Origin of the sequence: Kitasatospora sp. NPDC048365, assembly GCF_043200835.1 — a bacterium.
Taxonomy (GTDB): Bacteria; Actinomycetota; Actinomycetes; order Streptomycetales; family Streptomycetaceae; genus Kitasatospora; species Kitasatospora terrestris.
On record NZ_JBICYJ010000001.1, the window covers coordinates 94,945 to 108,528 of the forward strand.

14 protein-coding genes are annotated in these 13,584 nt (G+C 74.3%); 4 read left to right on the forward strand and 10 right to left on the reverse strand.

Going from position 1 to position 13,584, the window contains the following annotated elements; translation table 11 throughout:
* A complete protein-coding gene (locus ACGFX4_RS00460) occupies positions 1 to 543 on the reverse strand; it encodes a hypothetical protein (protein WP_393068953.1) in 543 nt (180 codons plus the stop codon).
* Between the two features lie 121 nt (positions 544 to 664).
* On the opposite strand from ACGFX4_RS00460, the gene ACGFX4_RS00465 reads away from it, so the two are divergent.
* Positions 665 to 1,609 (forward strand): DMT family transporter, encoded by a 945-nt coding sequence (locus ACGFX4_RS00465; RefSeq protein ID WP_393068955.1) that lies wholly within the window; start codon positions 665 to 667, stop codon positions 1,607 to 1,609.
* On the opposite strand, the gene corA is transcribed toward ACGFX4_RS00465, so the two are convergent.
* Positions 1,606 to 2,724 carry a magnesium/cobalt transporter CorA gene (corA, locus tag ACGFX4_RS00470; protein WP_393068957.1) on the reverse strand — a complete coding sequence of 373 codons (1,119 nt, stop codon included), beginning with the start codon at positions 2,722 to 2,724 and terminating at the stop codon, positions 1,606 to 1,608. The two genes, ACGFX4_RS00465 and corA, sit on opposite strands and share 4 nt — an antisense overlap.
* Before the next feature lie 407 nt (positions 2,725 to 3,131).
* Between corA and ACGFX4_RS00475 the strand changes: the two genes are divergently transcribed.
* Positions 3,132 to 3,776 carry a suppressor of fused domain protein gene (locus ACGFX4_RS00475; RefSeq protein ID WP_393068959.1) on the forward strand — a complete coding sequence of 215 codons (645 nt, stop codon included), beginning with the start codon at positions 3,132 to 3,134 and terminating at the stop codon, positions 3,774 to 3,776.
* Between the two features lie 92 nt (positions 3,777 to 3,868).
* Here the strand turns inward: ACGFX4_RS00475 and ACGFX4_RS00480 are convergent, their stop codons facing one another.
* The 5 genes from ACGFX4_RS00480 to ACGFX4_RS00500 form a co-directional block, all read right to left on the reverse strand.
* Positions 3,869 to 4,717 (reverse strand): PHP domain-containing protein, encoded by an 849-nt coding sequence (locus ACGFX4_RS00480; protein WP_393068960.1) that lies wholly within the window; start codon positions 4,715 to 4,717, stop codon positions 3,869 to 3,871.
* Between the two features lie 37 nt (positions 4,718 to 4,754).
* A complete protein-coding gene (locus ACGFX4_RS00485) occupies positions 4,755 to 5,393 on the reverse strand; it encodes a DUF6758 family protein (protein WP_393068961.1) in 639 nt (212 codons plus the stop codon).
* 250 nt (positions 5,394 to 5,643) lie between these two features.
* Positions 5,644 to 5,790, reverse strand: coding sequence for a hypothetical protein (locus ACGFX4_RS00490; protein ID WP_393068962.1), 147 nt, complete (start codon positions 5,788 to 5,790; stop codon positions 5,644 to 5,646).
* A 253-nt stretch (positions 5,791 to 6,043) separates the two neighbouring features.
* Entirely contained in the window at positions 6,044 to 6,907 is an 864-nt protein-coding gene (locus tag ACGFX4_RS00495) for an alpha/beta fold hydrolase (protein WP_393068963.1), read from the reverse strand.
* Between the two features lie 201 nt (positions 6,908 to 7,108).
* Entirely contained in the window at positions 7,109 to 9,544 is a 2,436-nt protein-coding gene (locus ACGFX4_RS00500; RefSeq protein ID WP_393068965.1) for a DEAD/DEAH box helicase, read from the reverse strand.
* Between the two features lie 603 nt (positions 9,545 to 10,147).
* Here ACGFX4_RS00500 and ACGFX4_RS00505 point away from each other — a divergent pair.
* Positions 10,148 to 10,876 (forward strand): ferritin-like fold-containing protein, encoded by a 729-nt coding sequence (locus ACGFX4_RS00505; RefSeq protein WP_393068967.1) that lies wholly within the window; start codon positions 10,148 to 10,150, stop codon positions 10,874 to 10,876.
* Positions 10,877 to 10,907: 31 nt separating this feature from the next.
* Here the strand turns inward: ACGFX4_RS00505 and ACGFX4_RS00510 are convergent, their stop codons facing one another.
* The 3 genes from ACGFX4_RS00510 to ACGFX4_RS00520 all read right to left on the reverse strand — a co-directional run bounded on the left by ACGFX4_RS00510 (position 10,908) and on the right by ACGFX4_RS00520 (position 12,389).
* On the reverse strand, positions 10,908 to 11,195 hold the full coding sequence (locus ACGFX4_RS00510) for a hypothetical protein (protein WP_393068968.1): 288 nt from the start codon (positions 11,193 to 11,195) through the stop codon (positions 10,908 to 10,910).
* 156 nt (positions 11,196 to 11,351) lie between these two features.
* Positions 11,352 to 11,579 (reverse strand): DUF3107 domain-containing protein, encoded by a 228-nt coding sequence (locus ACGFX4_RS00515; RefSeq protein ID WP_393068969.1) that lies wholly within the window; start codon positions 11,577 to 11,579, stop codon positions 11,352 to 11,354.
* Positions 11,580 to 11,732: 153 nt separating this feature from the next.
* Positions 11,733 to 12,389 carry a TetR/AcrR family transcriptional regulator gene (locus tag ACGFX4_RS00520; protein WP_345698861.1) on the reverse strand — a complete coding sequence of 219 codons (657 nt, stop codon included), beginning with the start codon at positions 12,387 to 12,389 and terminating at the stop codon, positions 11,733 to 11,735.
* Between the two features lie 211 nt (positions 12,390 to 12,600).
* On the opposite strand from ACGFX4_RS00520, the gene ACGFX4_RS00525 reads away from it, so the two are divergent.
* Positions 12,601 to 13,512, forward strand: coding sequence for an alpha/beta fold hydrolase (locus tag ACGFX4_RS00525; protein ID WP_393068971.1), 912 nt, complete (start codon positions 12,601 to 12,603; stop codon positions 13,510 to 13,512).
* Positions 13,513 to 13,584: the final 72 nt, after the last annotated feature.

Below are 13,584 nucleotides of genomic sequence, written 5' to 3' on the forward strand. Positions count from 1 at the left end.
CTACCTGCTTTGCCGCCGCTTGAAGAGCAGCTTGGGCAGGCCCGCCGGGACGGGCTTGCGGGTGGTGGCCGGGGAGGGCATCGGCTGCGCGGTGAGCGGACCGTCCGGCATGGCGCCGGGCTGCTCGGTCAGGCCGCCGGCGGGCTCCAGGCGCAGCACCCGGCACTCGCGGGCCCAGCGGTCGCCGATGGTGTCGGTGTCGGGCGCGTTCAGCCGCTTGCCCTTGAGCTCCTCGACGGCGCCCTGCCAGCCCTCGCTGCCCGGGGCCAGCTCGCTGACGGCCGCGGTCCAGCCGGTGAGGCGGCCCCACTTGTCCTTGCTGCGCACGGTCACCACCGCGGTCGAGCCGGCCGCGAGGCCGTGCAGCGGCTGCTCGGAGCCGTCGCCGACCACGACCACCGCGCCGTCGTGCCAGGCGTGCCACAGCGCGCGCGCCTGCGGCTGCCCGGCGGGCAGCACCCAGAGCAGCCCGGACTTCTTCGCGGCCTCCTCCAGCAGTGCCCGGTCGAGGAAGTCGGCTGCGGCGGTCGTCGTACGCTCCATGGCGCACAGCGTACGGCCTGGCCCCACCCCCCGTCCGCCGGGTGTCTCACGGCCCGGGACGACAGTTCCGTCCCTGCTCGACAGGCCTTACCGTAGTGTCTCCCCGGTCCGTTCCGCCCTGATGAGGAGTGCCGTGCCCGCCGCCCGGCCCGACACCGCGCTCGCCCCCGCCGCGGCCGCCGCCCCCACCGACGCCGGGGCCGGCCTGCCCCGGGTCGACCTGCTGCTGCTCGCCGTCTCGATCGCCGGCATCTCGCTCTCCGCGCCGCTGATCAGCGCCACCGCCGCGCCCGCCCTGGCGATCGCGTTCTGGCGCAACCTGATGTCGGTCGGCGTGCTCGGCCCGTACGCGCTGCTGCGGCACCGGGCGGAGCTGCGCGGGATCGGCCGCCGGGCGCTGCTGCTGGCGATGGCGGCGGGCGTCCTGCTGGCCGTGCACTTCGCGCTATGGATGCCGAGCCTGCGGATGACCTCGGTGGCCTCGGCGACCGCGCTGGTCACCACCACCCCGCTGTGGACCATCCTGCTGATGCGGATCCTCGGGGTGCGGGCGCCCCGGACGGTGTGGCTGGGCATGAGCGTGGCGTTCGCCGGCGTGCTGGTGCTGACCGGCGTCGACCTGTCGCTGTCGCCGCGCGCCCTGCTCGGCGACGCGCTGGCGCTGGGCGCGGGCCTGGCCGCGGCCGGGTACATGCTGCTGGGCGCGGAGGTCCGCAGGACGGTCTCCACCACCGCGTACACCCTGGTCTGCTACGCCACCTGCGCGGTGGTGCTGCTGGGTGTCTGCCTGGTGGCCGGGGTGGACCTGGGCGGCTGGTCGGGCGGCGTGTGGTGGCAGATCTTCCTGCTGATGGTGGCGGCGCAGCTGCTCGGACACTCGCTGTCGAACCGCGTGGTCCGCACCCTGGGCCCGTCGATCACCTCGACGGCGATCCTGCTGGAGACCCCGGGTGCGGCGCTGATCGCGGCCCTGTGGCTGGGCCAGTGGCCGCCGGTGGCCGCGTACCCGGCGGTCGGCCTGATCCTGCTGGGCCTGGTGCTGGTCGCCCGGCCGGCGAAACGTTAAAGCCAGCCGTTGCGGCGGAAGCCGCGGTACATGCCGACACAGATCAGCGCGACCGCGCCGAGCACCATCGGATAGCCGTACTTGTGGTGCAGCTCCGGCATGTAGTCGAAGTTCATGCCGTAGACGCCGGTGATCATGGTGGGCACGGCGAAGATCGCCGCCCAGGCGGTGATCTTGCGCATGTCCTCGTTCTGCGCGACCGACACCTGCGCCAGGTTGGCCTGGAGCAGCGAGTTGAGCAGCTCGTCGAAGCCGTGCACCTGCTCGGTGACCCGGGCCAGGTGGTCGGCGACGTCCCGGAAGTACTTCTGGATGTCCGGGTCGACCAGCCGCTGCATCGGCTCGGAGAGCTGCTGCATCGGCCGCAGCAGCGGGGTCACCGCGCGCTTGAACTCCAGCACCTCGCGCTTGAGCTGGTAGACCCGGCCGACGTCGGTGCCGCGGCCGCCCTTGTTGGCGAAGACGTCGTACTCGATCTCGTCCACGTCGGTCTGCAGCCGGTCGGCGACCAGCAGGTAGTTGTCCACCACGTGGTCGGCGATGGCGTGCAGCACCGCGTGCGGGCCCTTCTGCAGCAGGCCCGCGCCGTCGGCGTCGGCCTCCAGCCGGTGCCGCAGCTCCTGCAGCGAGGAGTGCCCGCCGTGCCGGACGGTGATCACGAAGTCCTGCCCGGCGAAGACCATCAGCTCGCCGGTCTCCACCACCTCGCTGGTCGGGGTGAGCTGGTCGTGCTCCACGTACCGGATGGTCTTGAAGACCGCGAACAGCACGTCGTCGTAGCGCTCGACCTTGGGGCGCTGGTGCGCGTGCACCGCGTCCTCGACGGCCAGCGGGTGCAGGCCGAAGCGCTGGGCGATGCCCTCGAACTCGGCCTCGGTCGGCTCGTGCAGGCCGATCCAGCTGAACGAGCGGCCGTCCTCGTGCCCGCCCGCCGCGCGGACCCGGCGGGCCGCCTCGCGCGGGCTGCAGGTGTCACCCGCCCGCTTGCCGTGCTGGTACACCGCGCAGTCCACCACCGCGGACGGTGCGTGGCCCGGGCGGAGCGTGTCGTACGAGTCGTCGGCGCGGCGGCGGGCCGGGCGGACGGCGGCGCGAAGGTTGTTGATCATCGACATGGCAGCTGGCTCCTTGCGCGGGAGCCGTCGCACGGCAGGTCATGGGGCGGCCTGGGGCGGCGGCGGGATACACCGATGGACACGCCGGTGCCTGGGCGCGCACCAAGAAACCGCCGAGGGCGATGGTTTGGGCGGTCAGACTCCGGGGAAGGTGCTCTCCCGGCCAGGGAAGTGACGCCGCGTCGAGAATCCGCAGATCAGCGGGCGAGGGCGCAGCGGAGGTCGGCAGGCCGGGCAGAGCTGCCGGTACTGCATGGTCGACTGCTATCCACCGCGACCACCTCCTTCACGCCGAGGCCCCGGAGACAAGGATCCCCGGTGGCCAGCTGCTCACACTAACAGTTATTCTGCCCCGCCCGCTGGGGTGTCCGGGAACGCACGGTCCGTGGCGCGCTAAGGTCGCGTGCATGGCGCACGACTTCCCGCTCTTCGGCGACTTCTCCGACCCGGACGCCGGCTCCGAGCTCACCCGCTCCGCCGTGCTCGCCGCCGTCGAGGCCCGGCTGCTCACCACCTTCGGCGAGCCCAGCGGCCGGGCGGCGGTCACCTTCGTCGGTGCCGACCGGATCGAGGTGCTGCGCTTCGGCCCCGATGCCGACGGGCTGGTCCGCTACGCGACGCTCGGGATGGCCGGCGCACCGATGGCCGACCCCACCTCGGCGGTCGCCGACCCGGTCCGCGGCCCCCGCGCCGAGTTGGTGCTCACCGTCCGCGGGGGGCGCGACGAGGTGCACCGCGCGCTGGCCGTCTTCGCCTCGACCCCGCAGGTCGAGGGCCTGGTGGTGGCCCCCGGCGGCTCGCTCGACCTCGGCTCCCCGCTGTGGACCGGTGCCCCGTTCACCTCGGTCCTGGCGGCCGAACCGGGCGGCCTGGTCGAGGACCTGGAGCTCGCCGAGCCGGCCGAGCCGGTCCGCTTCCTGCCGCTGCTGCCGATGACCCCCAACGAGGCCGCGTTCAAGCGCGTCCAGGGCGCCGCCGCGCTCGAGGAGCGCTGGCTGAAGCACGGCACCGACCTGCGCGACCCGGAGCGCCGGGGCGTCCCGCTGGACTGAGCCGGGTCCGCGCGCAGGGGCCGACGGCCGCGGCAGCGGGCCGGACCGGCGGGTGACCAATGCCACACCGCCCCCGCCTGCCGCTCCGCGGTTCAGCCGGTGATCGGCTTCGCCCCGCTCGCCTGTGCCACCAGCGCCTCGTACACCGCCGGATCGGTGGTCCACTCGCCCAGCCGGACGGTCTTGCGGTGCCCGTGGTAGTCGCTCGAACCGGTCACCAGCAGGCCCAACTCGCCCGCCAGGCCTCGCAGGTGGGCCCGGGTCGGCTCGTCGTGGTCCATGTGGTCGACCTCCAGCGCGGCCAGCCCGGCCGCCGCCAGGTCCGCGATCACCTGGTCCGAGACGGTCTGCCCGCGCTTCACCGCGCCCGGGTGAGCGAACACCGGCACCCCGCCCGCCGCCCGCACCAGCCGGACCGCCGTCACCGGGTCGGTCTCGTGCTTGCGGACGTCCGCCCGCCCGCCGTTGGCCAGCCAGTCGGCGGTGAACGCGTCCGACACGGTCGCCACCACCCCGGCCTCCACCAGTGCGGACGCGATGTGCGGCCGGCCCACCGAGCCCTCGCCCGCGATCCGCTCGACCTGCTCCCAGCTGATCGGCGCGCCCAGCTCCCGGCAGCGCTCCACGATCGCCCGGCCGCGCCGGAAGCGGTCACCCCGGACCGCGTCCCGCTCCGCCGCGAACTCCGGCTCCGCCGGGTCGAACAGGTACGCCAGCAGGTGCATCGAGATCTCGCCGACCCGGCAGGACAGCTCCGCGCCCGGCACCAGCGTCAAGCCCGTTCCGGCCAGCGCCGCCGTCGCCTCCCCGTACCCGGCCACCGTGTCGTGGTCGGTCAGCGCCACCACGTCCAGTCCGGCCGCGAGCGCGGCCGCCACCAGCTCGGCGGGGGAGTCGGTGCCGTCGGACGCGTTGCTGTGGGCGTGCAGGTCGATACGCATGCCGTCCAGGATAGGGAGCCCGGCGGCGCCGGTCGGCTCAGCCCAGCAGGCGGGTGCTCAGGGCGCCGCAGGGGAGCAGGCCGAGCTCGGCGCCGGCGTCCCGGAGGTCGGTGAGGACCAGCTCGTCGTGCATCAGCAGGGCCGACTGCTCGGGCCAGGCGATCGCCCACAGCCACAGGCCGCGCGCCTCGCCGACGTACACCGCCCGGTCGTCCGGGGCCTCGGGGACGTGGAACATCGGGGTCGGCCGCCCGGCTGCCATCAGCTTGGCGTCGGCCGGCTTGTAGAGCGACACCGAGTCGCCCGGATCCGGGCCGGGCAGCCCCGCGTAGCGCGCGCCGAGGCCCACGCCGAGCTCCTCCGCGACCAGCACCAGCTCGCCGAACCCGCCCAGCGGCGCCGGACCGGAGCACGCCACCGCGGTGGCCCTGGCACCGGAGAGGTCGTCACCCGCATGGGCGATGCCGGTGAACAGCCAGCCGACCGGCAGTGGCCACGGCATCCAGACCGGAACCTGCGAACGGGTGACCGCGACGTTCAGCGCCTCCACGCTCGGGGGCAGCACCGGTTGCATCGGGTATACGGCGCCGTGTTGGTCGCACTGCCAGGTGTCGGAGAAGAGACCGGGGGCGCGGACCCGACCGGCGCACCTCGGGCAGCTTGGCTCGCCCCTCATAACCGACAACGGTCCTCCCTCCGGACAGCCGCGTCAAGGACGATCACCCGTAAGGGGTGTGTCACGGTGTGTCACCAGCTGTCGACCGGCGGCCGCCGCCGATCCGTTCGGGGGGATGTCCCGCCGGGGACGGTGCCAAACACCGCGCTGGTCGGGGCCGGGCCGGGACGCACTGACGCCCCGTCGGTCGCGCGCTGCGCGATGACGGGGCGTCAGTCGGGTATCGGGACGTCAGCGGCGTCCCGATCGTTCAGCAGGCCTCGCACGGCCGGATGTACAGGCGCTCGCCGGTGAGTGCCGCGGCCTTCACGTACTCGCTGACGGTCTCGGCGTCGGCGATCAGGCGATCGGTGGCGACGCCGTTGGCGTCGTCCAGTCGGAGGATCTCGAAACGCATGGGCTTCTCCCTTCCAGGTCTATCGGTCGGGCGTCCGGGTCGGTGGCACCGGGGAGAGGCGGGAGTGCCTCGGTGTGGCGATGGAACAACGGTGCCCTGCGGTGGAGTCGGAGCGGTTGCCCGTCCGTTAAGTCGCTGTTTCAGTCGAGATGGTCGGCTGTTCGCGCGTGCAGTGATCCCGGACAGAATCAAATATTACCCGAGCTAACGATTTCTGTCGCCCCGATTGTCCCGAGCACCGGTCAAGCGTCGCTCAAGCGGACCAGAAGTCCGTCAACACGGCGGCCGTCTCGGCCGGCCGCTCGGCGTTCGGGGAGTGCCCCGCACCCTCCACCACCGCGCGCCGCGCGGACAGCCGCTCGGCCATCGCCGACTGCTCCGGCACCGGCCACGCGTAGTCCTCGACGCCCGAGACCACCAGCTTCGGCAGCGGCACCGCCGCCAGCTCGTCCACCCGGTCCGGGGCGGCCACCAGGTGCGAGCCGGTCACCGACAGCGCGGTCGGGACGTTGGCCAGCCAGCGGCGGTGCAGGAACTCGCCGATCTCCGGCGCGGGCGCCGGCTTGCCGGCGTCCATCTCGCGCATGATCTGCCAGATCGTCTCCAGGTCCATCGACTCCAGCGCGTCGACCAGCAGCTGGGTGCGGGCCGCCTCCGCCGGGTCGATCGCGCCCGGACCGGTCGACAGCAGGGTCAGCGAGCGCCACGGCAGCGGCTCCCCGGACGCGTGCGCCGCGAGCACCGCCTCCCGCACCACCTGGCCGCCGAAGGAGTGGCCCAGCAGGTGCAGGCCGTCCGGGTCCGCGAGCCGCGCGGTCAGCGCCAGGACGTCCCGGCCGAGCTCCGCCACCGCGTACGCCGCCGGGTCGGGCTCGCCGCCCGTCTCGTGCTGCCCGCGCTGGTCCACCGCGACCACCCGGAAGCCCGCGTCGGCGAGCGGCTCCAGCAGCGCGATGAAGTCCTCCTTGCTGCCGGTGAAGCCGGGGACCAGCAGCGCCGTCCCGCGCCACGGCCCCGCCGCCGGCTCGGCCCACAGCGCCGCGAAGGCGCCGCGGTCGGTCTCGACCCGCAGCGCACGGGCACAGGAGGGCAGCTTGAGGAACGGGGGAGTGCTCACAGCGGGCTCCAGCAGGGATGAGGGTGGGCGCACCGCCCTCGCGCCGGGGCCCTGGAGACAGAACAGACAGGGGCGCGGGGAACTGCGCGAGTCGGCAGGAGCCTACCTCCGTGCCACTGCCCTCCGGTGGAGGGCACGGCGGTCGGCTCTACCGCTGCGCGCGGTTCCCCGCGCCCCTGATCAGGACGGTTCCGGTCGGTGTCAGCCCTCGGCGACGACCTCGGCCACGGCCTTGGTGGCGCGCTTGCGCGGCGCCGGGATCTCCTCGGCCGCGGTCGCGGCCGTCTTGCGGGCCGCCCGCTTGCGCGGCGCGGGGGTGGTCGCCTCCGCGGCGTCCGCCTCGACGGCCTTCTTGGCCCGGCTGGCCCGCTTGCGCGGGGCGGCCGGGGCCTCCTCCGCCGCCGGGGCGGCGGTCTCGGCGACCGGGGCGGCGGCCTTGCGGACCGCGCGCTTGCGCGGCGCCGCGGGGGCCTCCTCGGTCACCGGAGCGGTCTCGGCGACCGGGGCGGCCTCGACCACGGTGGCGGCGGCCTTGCGGACGGCCCGCTTGCGCGGGGCGGCCGGGGCCTCCTCCGCCGCCGGGGCGGCGGTCTCGGCGACCGGGGCGGCGGCCTTGCGGACCGCGCGCTTGCGCGGCGCCGCGGGGGCCTCCTCGGTCACCGGAGCGGCCTCGGCGACCGGAGCCGCGGCGGTCTTCCGCGCCGCCCGCTTGCGCGGCGCGGCCGGAGCCTCCTCGGCGACCGGAGCGGCCTCGACCACCACGGCGGTCTCGACGGCCTTCTTGGCCCGGACGGCCCGCTTGCGCGGGGCGGCGGGGGCCTCCTCCGCGACCGCGGCAGCCTCGACCACCGGGGTCTCGACGACGGGGGCGACCTCCGCGGCCTTGCGGCTGCGGGTCCGCTTGCGCGGGGCGGCCGGGGCCTCCTCCGCCGCCGGGGCGGCGGTCTCGGCGACCGGGGCGGCGGCCACGACGGTCTCGACGACCGGGGCGACGTCCGCGGCCTTGCGGCTGCGGGTCCGCTTGCGCGGCGCCGCGGGGGCCTCCTCGGCCACCGGAGCGGCCTCGGCGACCGGAGCGGGGGCCTCGACCACCGCGGCGGTCTCGACGGCTGCCACGGCGGCGTTCTCCCCGCCGCCTCGGCGGTTGCGGGTGCGCTTGCGCGGGGTCCGCGCCTCCTCGGTCACCGGCGCCTCGACGGCGGCCGGGGACGCCACCGACTCGGTGGCGACGGCGCCCGCCTCCAGCTGGCTGCCGCCGCGGGTGCGGCGGCGCTCGCGCTTGCGGCGCGCCGGACGCTCGGCAACGGCCTCGGCCGCCGCGGCGCCGTCGCGCCCGCCGCCCGAACGCCCGTCGCGGCCGTCCCGACCGCCGCGCGCGTCCCGACCGGCGTCACGGCCGGCATCCCGGCCGCCGTCGCGCCCGCCGCGGCCGCGGCCACGGCCGCCGGTCTCGCCGAGGTCCTCGACCTCCTCCGCGTTCAGGCCGGCCCGGGTGCGCTCGGAGCGGGGCAGGATGCCCTTGGTGCCCGGAGCGATCTTGAGCAGCTCGTACAGGTGCGGCGAGCTGGAGTAGGTCTCCTCCGGCTCGTTGAACGGGAGGTCCAGCGCCTTGTTGATCAGCTGCCAGCGCGGGATGTCGTCCCAGTCGACCAGGGTGACGGCGGTGCCCGAGGCGCCGGCGCGGCCGGTGCGGCCGACCCGGTGCAGGTAGGTCTTCTCGTCGTCGGTGCACTGGTAGTTGATGACGTGGGTGACGCCCTCGACGTCGATGCCGCGGGCGGCGACGTCGGTGCAGACCAGCACGTCGACCTTGCCGTTGCGGAAGGCGCGCAGCGCCTGCTCGCGGGCGCCCTGGCCGAGGTCGCCGTGCACCGCGCCGGCGGCGAAGCCGCGCTTGGTCAGCTGCTCGGCGACGTCAGCGGCGGTCCGCTTGGTCCGGCAGAAGATCATCGCCAGCCCGCGGCCGTCGGCCTGCAGGATCCGGGAGACCATCTCGACCTTGTCGAGCGAGTGCGCACGGAAGACGTGCTGCTCGATGTTGGCGACGGTGGCGCCGGTGTCGTCCGGCGCGGCGGCGCGGATGTGGGTGGGCTGGCTCATGTACCGGCGGGCCAGCGAGATGACCTGGCCGGGCATGGTGGCCGAGAAGAGCAGGGTCTGCCGCTTCGCGGGCAGCATGGTGATGATCTTCTCGACGTCCGGCAGGAAGCCGAGGTCGAGCATCTCGTCGGCCTCGTCGAGGACCAGCGCGCGGACCTTCGACAGGTCGAGCTTGCGCTGCCCGGCGAGGTCGAGCAGGCGGCCGGGGGTGCCGACGACGATGTCGACGCCCTTCTGCAGCGCCTCGACCTGCGGCTCGTACGCGCGGCCGCCGTAGACCGCGAGGACGCGGACGTTGCGGACCTTGCCGGCGGTCTGCAGGTCGTTGGTGACCTGGGTGCAGAGCTCGCGGGTGGGCACCACGATGAGCGCCTGCGGGCTCTGCGAGAGCTGGTCGGCGGTGGCCCGGCCGGCGTCCACGTCGGCGCGCACGACGACCCGCTCGATGAGCGGGAGGCCGAAGCCGAGGGTCTTGCCGGTGCCGGTCTTGGCCTGGCCGATGACGTCGTGGCCGGTCAGCGCGACCGGCAGGGTCATCTCCTGGATGGGGAAGGGGTGGACGATGCCGACGGCCTCCAGGGCCTCGGCGGTCTCCGGGAGGATCCCCAGGTCCCGGAAGGTGGTCTTGGTGGGTTCAGCGGTGGTGGACAGGGTGCTGCCTCTTCCATGTGGGGGGCCGAGAGCGAGCAGGCGGTGCGCGTGCCGGTCGCAGGGCCGGGCACGGACGCATCGCGTCCGGAGCCACTGCCTGGTTCGACCGCACGACCGCGCCGTTACCCCAGCGTCCTGCCCACCCGAGCAGCCCTGGGAGGGCGCGTCGGGCGGCGGCGCGGGGGATCATTCCCGTGAGGGGTTCGGCGCGGGACCTGCGCCATGGGGCGCCGTCCGCGGCGGCCCTCGCTCGGCCACTGATGCGGTGCCTGGCCCGAGGTCCGGGCCAAGGTCGGAGCCGATCGGGTCTCCGACCGGGCATCCGCGTACGTGAGCGCCGGGTGCACGTGCTGGGCACATCTGCGCGGCCTGCCGGTGAGGGCGGGCCGCGCGAATACACCAGGCCTCGCTACCACCATACAGTCAAGCGAGGACTCGAACACGTGACGCGCACAACCCCGCCGGTGGCGGGGGCTAAGGTTTCGTGCCATGGAGACTCTGGAAAGTGGTGACGGCGCCCCGTTCGAGTCGATCGGCGACTGGGCGACCCGGGCCGCCGATCCCGGCTACCGGGCGGCCGTGCTCGACCTGCTCGGCGCCCTCGCGTACGGCGAGCTGAGCGCCTTCGAGCGGCTGGCCGACGACGCCAAGTTCGCCCCGGGGATCACCGAGAAGGCGGCCCTGGCCCGGATGGCCTCCGCCGAGTACCAGCACTACCAGCTGCTCCACGACCGGCTGGCCGAGGTCGGGGCGGACCCGACCGAGGTGATGACGCCCTTCGTCGAGGCGCTGGAGAACTTCCACCGGCTCACCGCCCCCTCCGACTGGCTGGAGGGCCTGGTCAAGGCGTACGTCGGCGACGCGATCGCGACCGACTTCTACCGCGAGGTGGCCGTCCGGCTGGACGACGACACCCGGGAGCTGGTGCTGCGGGTGATGTCCGACACCGGTCACGCCGAGTTCGCGGTGGACCGGGTGCGGCAGGCGATCGAGGAGGACCCGCGGGTCGGCGGCCGGCTGGCGCTGTGGGGCCGGCGGCTGATGGGCGAGGCGCTCAGCCAGGCCCAGCGGGTGGTGGCCGAGCGCGACGCGCTCTCCAACCTGCTGGTCGGCGGCGCCGAGGTGCACGGCTTCGACCTGGTCGAGGTCGGCAAGATGTTCAACCGGATCACCGAGGCGCACACCCGCCGGATGGCCGCGCTCGGCCTCGCCTCCTGAGCCGTCGTTCGAACGGCCGCCCGGCGGCCCTTCAGGCGGGCCGCTGCCGGCGGTGCGCGCCGCGCGGCCGCGGCGCCCGGTCCGGCCGGGCCAGCACCGACACCAGCAGCACCGAGCAGACCGCCGAGCTGACCAGCTGCACCGGCATCGAGCCGCCGTCCAGCACGTAGCCGGTGAGGCGCCCGGCGAGCAGCGCCGTGACCACCCCGGTGGCGACGGTCAGCGCCCGGGCGGCCGCGAACCACCCGGGCAGCAGCGCCAGGGCGGCGACCCCCACCGCGAGGCCGATCAGGGCGAAGGCGATCGTCTCGAAGACCACGGGGCTGCCTCCCGGGGAGTGGTGGGCGACGCTGCGTACCAACCCCGGCCATACCCCGGGCGGGCGGTCGGTACGCGTCCGGCCGCGAAAGCCCCCGCACATGCGGAAGTCCCGTCCCCCCGGTGGGGGAACGGGACTCCGGTGCAGTCGATCGCCTCAGAGGTTGCCGAAGCCGACCTTGCGCGAGGCGGTCTCGCCGATCTCGACGTAGGCCAGGCGCTCGGACGGGACGATCACCCGGCGGCCGTGCTCGTCGGTGAGAGTGAAGACCTTCGAGCTCCCGTCCAGAGCCTTGTCGACCGCGTCCGCGACCTCTTCGGCAGTCTGCGAGCTCTCGATAACGATCTCTCGGGGCGCGTTCTGCACGCCGATCTTGACCTCCACGGCTTCCGTCCCTCCGGGTTGCAGCCATCCACGCGCTCGAACCGCTGTTCGCGGGCGTCGCGCCGTACGGCTTCACCTTAGAGCAGCCGCCCGGCGGAACGGTGAAGGTCCACTGACGCTCCGCTGAGGGCTGATTCCGGCCGGAACGGGAATTTATTCGGCCTCGGAGGGGGAGGACTCCGCGACCGGGTGCATCGGGAAGCCCTTCAGGCCGCGCCAGGCCAGGCTGGCGACCAGCCGGACCGCCTCGTCGCGCGGGATGTCCTTGCCCTGCGAGAGCCAGTACCGGGCGGTGATCTGGGCCAGGCCGCAGACGCCGGCGGCGAGCAGCTTGGACTCCGCCTCGGGCAGGTCGGTGTCCTCGGCGATCACCTTGGAGACCAGGGTGGCGCTCATGTCGCTGGCCCGCTCCACCCGCTCGCGCACGGCCGGCTCGTTGGTCAGGTCCGACTCGAAGACCAGGCGGAAGGCCCCGGACTCGCTGGAGACGTAGTGGAAGTACGCCTCCATGGTCGCGGCCACCCGGTGCCTGTTGTCGGTGGTCGCCTCCAGCGCGTCCCGGGTGGCGTCGACCAGGGCGTCGCAGTGCTTGTCCAGCAGCGCCAGGTAGAGCTCGAGCTTGCCCGGGAAGTGCTGGTACAGCACCGGCTTGCTCACGCCGGCGCGCTCGGCGATGTCGTCCATGGCGGCCGAGTGGTAGCCCTGGGCGACGAACACCTCCTGCGCGGCTCCGAGCAGTTGTTCACGGCGGGCGCTTCGCGGCAGGCGGGCACCGCGCGGGCGCTCCTGCGCCTCCTGGATGGCCGTCACGGCGCTCCTCACTTCACGATCTGCGATGGGCTGGCTGGGTGGTGATTGATTCTACTTTTCGGTAACCCCGTTGGCGCGGGGTGAAGCCGAGTAAAGCGCAGATCCCGCCCTGTCGGGAGCCCACAATACGGCTCGGGCCTGCGCTGTCCACAGGGTGAGACCGGCTCGGTACGGGATGCGGAGGCACCCCGGCTCACTACCATCGTGCTCCATGAGCGCCGACCAGCACCCCGTCACCGCCACCGAGCCCCACCGCACCGTCCGGGTACCGGGGGCCGTCCTGGCGGTCAGCGCCCCGTCCGCCCCGGCCGACGGGCTGCCGCCCGCGCTCTTCGTGCACGGTCTCGGCGGCTCCTCCGACAACTGGCACGAGCTGATGCAGGAGCTCTCCGGCGAGGTCGCCGGCGAGGCGGTCGACCTGCCCGGCTTCGGGTACTCCGCGCCGCCCGTCGACGGCAACCTCTCGGTCTCCGGCCACGTCCGCGCGGTGATCGGCTACCTGGAGGCCTCCGGCCGCGGCCCGGTCCACCTCTTCGGCAACTCGCTCGGCGGCGCCGTCTCCGTCCGGCTCGCGGCCCTCCGCCCCGACCTGGTGCGCAGCCTCACCCTGATCTCGCCCGCGCTGCCCGAGCTGCCCCCGCAGCACTCCGCCTGGCCGACCGGGCTGCTCGCCGTCCCCGGCGTCCCCGCGCTGCTGCGCCGCGCCCGCGAGCGCAGCCGGCAGACCGCCGAGGACGCCACCGAGGAGCTGCTGCGCCTCGTCTACGCCGACACCTCGCGGATCCCCGCCCGCCGCCGGGCCGAGGCGGTCTCCGAGTACCGCCGCCGGGCCGCCCTGCCGTACGCGCTGGAGGCCCTGGTCGGCTCCGCGCGCGGCATCGTCACCGCCTACACCGAGCGCGGCGAGCAGTCGCTGTGGCGGCAGGCCGAGCAGATCGAGGCGCCGGTGCTGCTGGTCTACGGGCTGAAGGACAAGCTGGTCTCCTACCGCTCCGCCCGGCGGGCCTGCGCCGCCTTCCGGGACGCCCGGCTGCTGGTGCTGCCCGACTCCGGGCACGTGGCGATGCTGGAGCACCCGCAGCAGGTCGCCCGCGCCGTCCGGGAACTGCTCGCGGAGGTCTGAGCGGCGCTCCGAACGGCTCCGAAACGCGGGCGGCGGCGTGAGGTCACGGGCTTTCACTCGTTCAGGTGGCAA

Excerpts from the sequence above, each read along its gene's own strand:
- ACGFX4_RS00480 (WP_393068960.1), bottom strand. The coding sequence starts at position 4,717 with ATGCGTATCGACCTGCACGCCCACAGCAACGCGTCCGACGGCACCGAC.
- ACGFX4_RS00500 (WP_393068965.1), bottom strand. The coding sequence starts at position 9,544 with ATGACCCTGCCGGTCGCGCTGACCGGCCACGACGTCATCGGCCAGGCC.
- ACGFX4_RS00505 (WP_393068967.1), top strand. The coding sequence starts at position 10,148 with ATGGAGACTCTGGAAAGTGGTGACGGCGCCCCGTTCGAGTCGATCGGC.
- corA (WP_393068957.1), bottom strand. The coding sequence starts at position 2,724 with ATGTCGATGATCAACAACCTTCGCGCCGCCGTCCGCCCGGCCCGCCGC.
- ACGFX4_RS00460 (WP_393068953.1), bottom strand. The coding sequence starts at position 543 with ATGGAGCGTACGACGACCGCCGCAGCCGACTTCCTCGACCGGGCACTG.
- ACGFX4_RS00465 (WP_393068955.1), top strand. The coding sequence starts at position 665 with ATGAGGAGTGCCGTGCCCGCCGCCCGGCCCGACACCGCGCTCGCCCCC.
- ACGFX4_RS00475 (WP_393068959.1), top strand. The coding sequence starts at position 3,132 with ATGGCGCACGACTTCCCGCTCTTCGGCGACTTCTCCGACCCGGACGCC.
- ACGFX4_RS00490 (WP_393068962.1), bottom strand. The coding sequence starts at position 5,790 with ATGCGTTTCGAGATCCTCCGACTGGACGACGCCAACGGCGTCGCCACC.
- ACGFX4_RS00525 (WP_393068971.1), top strand. The coding sequence starts at position 12,601 with ATGAGCGCCGACCAGCACCCCGTCACCGCCACCGAGCCCCACCGCACC.
- ACGFX4_RS00485 (WP_393068961.1), bottom strand. The coding sequence starts at position 5,393 with ATGAGGGGCGAGCCAAGCTGCCCGAGGTGCGCCGGTCGGGTCCGCGCC.